This is a genomic window from Streptomyces coffeae, assembly GCF_016741875.1.
In the GTDB taxonomy this organism is placed as follows: Bacteria; Actinomycetota; Actinomycetes; order Streptomycetales; family Streptomycetaceae; genus Streptomyces; species Streptomyces coffeae.
In genome coordinates this window covers 1-5,669 of sequence record NZ_JAERRF010000082.1, presented here as the reverse complement: position 1 = coordinate 5,669, position 5,669 = coordinate 1, and the positions used below count along the sequence as shown (strand labels likewise).

At 67.4% G+C, this 5,669-nt stretch carries 2 protein-coding genes; one reads left to right on the top strand and one right to left on the bottom strand.

Annotation, left to right across the window (positions count from 1 at the left end; all coding sequences use genetic code 11):
- Window positions 1–217, bottom strand: a 217-nt coding sequence (locus JK363_RS41990) for a hypothetical protein (protein WP_215911746.1), incomplete at its 3' end; no start/stop codon positions are given.
- 51 nt (window positions 218–268) lie between these two features.
- Here JK363_RS41990 and JK363_RS40850 point away from each other — a divergent pair.
- A partial coding sequence (locus tag JK363_RS40850; protein WP_215911745.1) for a type I polyketide synthase occupies window positions 269–5,669 on the top strand: 5,401 nt, incomplete at its 3' end.

The following is a 5,669-nucleotide window of genomic DNA, read 5'->3' as shown; positions in this document are numbered from 1 at the left end:
GGGTATGGGCGGCCGGCTCAGCGACGCCGACGTGGCTCGGATGCGCAGGCAGGGATTCCCACCCCTGTCCACTGAGGACGGGCTTGCCCTCCTCGATATCGCTCTGCGTGTCAATGAGCCGGTGGCGGTGCCGGTCGCTCTGCGGACCCAGGCGCTCGCCACTGCTCGCGAGAGTCTGCCCAGTGTGCTGCGCGGGTTGGTCCCAGCTGCGCAGCATGTTCCGCAGCGGCGTGCCGTCGGCCAGGTTGCTGCCGGGGGTGACGGGGCTTTGGCTCGTCGTCTGCAGGGGCTGCCCGCGGCCGAGCAGGAGCGGATGCTGCTCGATCTAGTCCAGACCCAGGTCGCTGCGGTTCTGGGTCATTCCTCCCCGTCCGAGATCGATCCGGCCCGGGCGTTCAAGGACCTCGGGTTCGACTCGCTGACCGCGGTCGATCTACGCAACCGGCTCACCACCGCGACAGCCCTGCGGCTGCCCGCGACGCTCATCTTCGACCACCCCACGCCGTCCGCTCTCGCGGGTTACCTGCGTGATCAGGCCCTCGACATCGCAGTCGAGTCAGCAGAAGGACGACCCGGCATCCACGCTGCCCCGGCTGAACCACTGGACGAGCCGATCGTGATTGTGGGTATGGGCTGCCGGTTCCCTGGGGGCATCACATCGCCGGACGACCTGTGGGCCTTGGTCGCCTCCGCGGGTGATGCCATCACGCCGTTCCCCGCGGACCGCGGCTGGAATGCCCACGTGCTGCATGATCTCGCTGCGGTTGGTGGCTTCGTGCAGGATGCCGGGGACTTCGATGCCGAGCTGTTCGGCATCTCGCCCCGTGAGGCGTTGGTGATGGATCCGCAGCAGCGATTGCTGCTGGAGACCGCATGGGAGGCGTTGGAGCGAGCCGGGATCGATCCGCGGTCACTGCGCGAATCGTCGACGGGAGTTTTTGCGGGCGTGTCGGCGAGCGGGTACGGCGGCCACTTGCATGAGGCAACTGCGGAGACCGAGGGGTACCTGCTAACCGGAAGTACGCCGAGCGTCGCGTCAGGACGACTCGCCTATGCCCTCGGGTTGGAGGGTCCGGCGGTGTCGGTGGATACCGCGTGTTCGTCGGCTTTGGTGGCGCTGCACCTGGCATGCCAGGCGTTGCGTGCGGGCGATTGCACGATGGCACTGGCCGGCGGTGCGACGATCATGGCGCATCCAGGCATGTTCCTGGAGTTCTCGCGGCAGAGCGGGCTCGCCGCGGACGGGCGTTGCAAGTCCTTCGCCGACGACGCGGACGGCACAGGCTGGTCCGAAGGCGCCGGGATTCTGGTATTGGAGCGGCTTTCCGATGCTCGGCGGCAGGGGCATCGGGTGTTGGCGGTGGTGCGGGGGAGTGCGGTCAATCAGGACGGTGCGTCGAACGGTCTGACGGCGCCGAATGGTCCGTCGCAGCAGCGGGTGATTCGGCAGGCTTTGTCGAACGCGAGTCTGTCGCCCTCGGATGTGGATGCGGTCGAGGCGCATGGTACGGGTACGAAGCTCGGTGATCCGATTGAGGCGCAGGCGCTGCTGGCGACGTATGGGCAGGGGCGTGAGGGTCAGGATCCGCTGTGGCTGGGGTCTATCAAGTCGAACATTGGTCATCCGCAGGCTGCTGCCGGTGTCGCTGGTGTGATCAAGATGGTGATGGCGCTGTGGGAGCAGCAGCTGCCGAAGTCACTGCACGCTGATGAGCGTTCGTCGCAGGTGGATTGGGAGTCCGGTGCGGTGGAGTTGCTGGCGGAGTCGCGTGGGTGGCCGCGGCGTGTGGAGGGTGTGCGTCGGGCGGGTGTGTCTTCGTTCGGGATCAGTGGGACGAATGCGCACGTGATCATCGAGGAGGCTCCCGCAGTAGAGCCGGTGGTTGTCGAGGAGCGGTCGTCGGTGGACTTGCCGGTGGTGCCGTGGGTGTTGTCGGGGCGGAGTGCGGGGGCGCTTGAGGCGCAGGCCGAGCGGCTGGTGGCCTTCGTTGAGGAGAAGCCTGAGTGCTCGCCGGTGGATGTGGGTGTGGCGTTGGCGACGGGGCGGGCTGTGCTGGAGCACCGTGCCGTGGTCCTGGGCGGAGACCGTGGAACGTTGCTGGCCGGGTTGGCCGGCATGGCCGATGGTCATGGAGTGATATCCGGGATGGCGGTTGAGGGCCGTACCGGCTGGATGTTCACCGGGCAGGGCAGTCAGCGGGTAGGGATGGGCCGTGAGTTGTACGGAGAGTTCCCTGTCTTCGCTCGGGCCTTGGATGAGGTGTGCGGTCATCTGGATGCGGCGCTTGAGGGCGTTGTGGGGTTTGGTGTGCCGGTGCGGGAGGTGTTGTTCGCGGGGGAGGGTTCTGCTGAGGCGGCGCTGTTGGATCGTACGGGGTATGCGCAGACGGGGTTGTTTGCGGTGCAGGTGGCGTTGGTGGAGTTGCTGCGTTCCTGGGGTGTGAGTCCGGATGTCGTACTGGGGCATTCGGTTGGTGAGTTCGTTGCTGCGTATGTGGCGGGTGTGTTTGGTGTGGAGGATGCTGCGCGGTTGGTGGCGGGGCGTGCGCGGTTGATGCAGGCGTTGCCGGAGGGTGGCGCGATGGCAGCCATCGAGGCCGGCGAGGCCGAGGTTACGGAGATTCTGGGCGGTTTGCCGGATGGTTCGCGTGTGGGGATCGCGGCGGTCAACGGTCCGACGGCTGTGGTGGTCTCTGGTGACGAGGATGCCGTTGAGCAGGTGATGGCGGTTGCAGGCGAGCAGGGCTGTCGGGTGTCGCGGCTGCGGGTGAGTCATGCGTTCCATTCGGCGTTGATGGAGCCGATGCTGGCGGAGTTCGCTGAGGTCGCGGCGAGCGTCAGCTACCGGCAGCCGAGTATCACCGCCCTCAGCACCGTCACCGGGCAATCGCTGGATGAGGGTGAGTGGACGACTCCGGAGTACTGGGTGCGTCAGGTCCGCGAGCCGGTCCGCTTCCACGATGCTCTTGCGGCTGTCACGGACGGGCAGGGTGTTTCCCGGCTGTTGGAGGTGGGTCCGGATCCGGTGCTGACCAGCCTGGCGCAGTCCGGGTCGGATGCCGTGGAGTCTGTCTGTGTGCTGCGGAAGGGGCGGGCGGAAGCCGCAACCCTGCTGACGGCGGTGGCTGAGCTGTTTGTGCGTGGCACGGTGGTCGACTGGGGTTCGGTGTTTGCTGGGTGTGGTGGGCGGCGGGTGGAGTTGCCGACGTATGCGTTCCAGCGTCAGCGGTTCTGGTTGGAGGGTTCGCGGCCGGTTACTGATGTGCGTGGTTTGGGGTTGGGTGCGGCGGAGCATCCGTTGCTGGGTGCCGCGGTGGTCGTGGCGGGTTCGGATGCGGTGTTGTTGACGTCGCGGCTGTCGGTGCAGTCGCACCCGTGGCTCGCCGATCATGTGGTGGCTGGTTCCGTGGTGGTTCCGGGGACGGCGTTCGTGGAGCTGGCGGTACAGGCGAGTGACCGGGTCGGCTGTGACCGTGTTGAGGAGTTGATGCTCCAGGCGCCTTTGGTGGTGCCGCAGGATGGCGCTGTTGATGTACAGGTCAGCGTCGATGCTTCGGAGTATGAGGACGGGCGGCGTGAGGTGCGGGTTTACTCCCGTGGGGAGGATGCCGGTGCTGATGAGCCGTGGACGTTGCATGCCACTGGAGTCCTGACGGCGACTGCTGAGCGCGGGGCCGTGGAGTGGGATCTGCGGGTGTGGCCGCCCGCGGGTGCGGAGTCTGTCTCGCTGGAGGGGTTGTACGAGGGGCTGGCTGGGTCCGGGCTGGCCTACGGGTCGGCGTTCCGGGGTTTGCGCGAGGTCTGGAAGCGGGGTGAGGACCTGTTTGTGGAGGCGGCCTTGCCGGAGCAGATTGCCGGTGAGGGTGCTGCATTCGGCCTGCATCCAGCGCTGCTCGACTGTGTCCTGCATGCGCTGGGGGTGTGGGGCGAGTCCGTTGAGGGTGCGCTGCTGCCGTTCTTGTGGTCGGGGGTGTCGCTGTCAGCGGTGGGAGCGCGGACAGTGCGTGCACACCTGTCGCCGTGCGGTTCTGGTGAGTACGGGGTGCGGCTCGCCGATGCCGCGGGCGACCCGGTCGCCCAGATCGACTCACTGGTGCTGCGGCCGGTTGCTGTTGTGGATCTTGCACACGCTGCTTTGGCCGCTGAGGGACGTCTTCTCCGGCTGGATTGGGTTCCGGCGCCGACATCGGAGGGGCCGGGGACATCGGATCGCTGGGCCGTGCTGGGTGGGAGCCAGCCGGATGGGTGGCAGGTGGGGGGTGTGGCGGTGTATGCGGATGTGGCGGGGCTTGTTGCGGCTTTGGATGAGGGTGGTGATGTTCCGGGGAGTGTGCTGCTGCCGGTGGGTAATTCTGGTGATCTCCTGGGTGGGGTTGCTGGTGTGCTGGCTTTGATGCAGGCATGGCTGGCTGAGGAGCGTTTGGCGGGGTCGCGTCTGGTGGTGTCGACCACGGGCGCGGTCGCGGTGAGTGCTGCCGTCGGTTCTGAGGGGCTTGATCTGGCTGGTGCGGGTGTGTGGGGTCTGGTGCGTTCGGCGGTCAGTGAGCATCCAGGCCGTTTCGTGCTGGCTGATGTGGATGGCGAGGAGTCGTCCTACCGGGCCTTGACCGGCGGGTTGGCTGAGCTGGTCGCGCAGGGGGAGAGTCAGGTCGCGGTGCGGGAGGGGCAGGTCTGGCTGCCCCGCGTCCGGCGCCTTCCCCTCGATGCGGTGACGGAGCCCTCGGCCGCAGCGGCAGACGTGCATGTGAATGGGACCGACGAGGACGGCCTGGAGGGTGCGCTGCCGGTGGCGGAGGCGCGCCGGGTGCCGTGGCCGGAGTCGGGCACGGTCCTGGTGACCGGGGGTACGGGTGGCCTGGGCGCGGTGGTGGCCCGGCACCTGGTCGCGGAGCACGGGGTGCGGGATCTGCTGCTGTTGTCCCGGCGTGGGCTTGAGGCTCCGGTGGCGGAGGTACTGCGTGAGGAGTTGATGGGGCTCGGCGCGCGGGTCACGGTCACCGCGTGTGATGTCGCTGATCGTGAGGCTTTGGCGGGTGTTCTGGATGCGATTCCGGCTGATGTGCCGCTTCGGGGTGTTGTGCATGCGGCGGGTGTGCTTGATGACGGCTTGGTCGTGGATGTGACGTCTGAGCGGTTGGCGCGCGTACTGGTGGCGAAGGCGGAGTCGGCGGTGCATCTGCATGAGCTGACCTGCGATCGTGAGCTGGATGCGTTTGTTCTGTTCTCTTCCTTTGCTGGTGTGGTGGGGAATGCGGGGCAGGCGGCGTATGCGGCGGCTAATGCGGTGTTGGATGGGCTTGCGGTGTCGCGGCGTGCGCAGGGTCTGCCGGCGGTGTCGTTGGCATGGGGCATGTGGGAGCAGGCCGAAGGTATGGGTGGCCGGCTCAGCGACGCCGACGTTGCTCGGATGCGGCGTCAGGGTTTCCCGCCGTTGACGACTGAGGACGCCTTGGTGCTTTTGGATTCGGCGTTGAAGATCAACGAGCCGGTGGTGTTGCCGGTGGCGCTGCGGTTGAGTGTGTTGGCCGGTCGACGGGAGACGGTGCCCAGGGTGCTGGAGGGTCTGCTGCCTGCTGTCCGGCAGCGGCGCACGGCTGGTGAAGCCGTGGTGGACGGTGAAGGTGGCCTGGCCCGCCGCCTGGAGGGTCTGGCACCAGCTGAGCAGGACC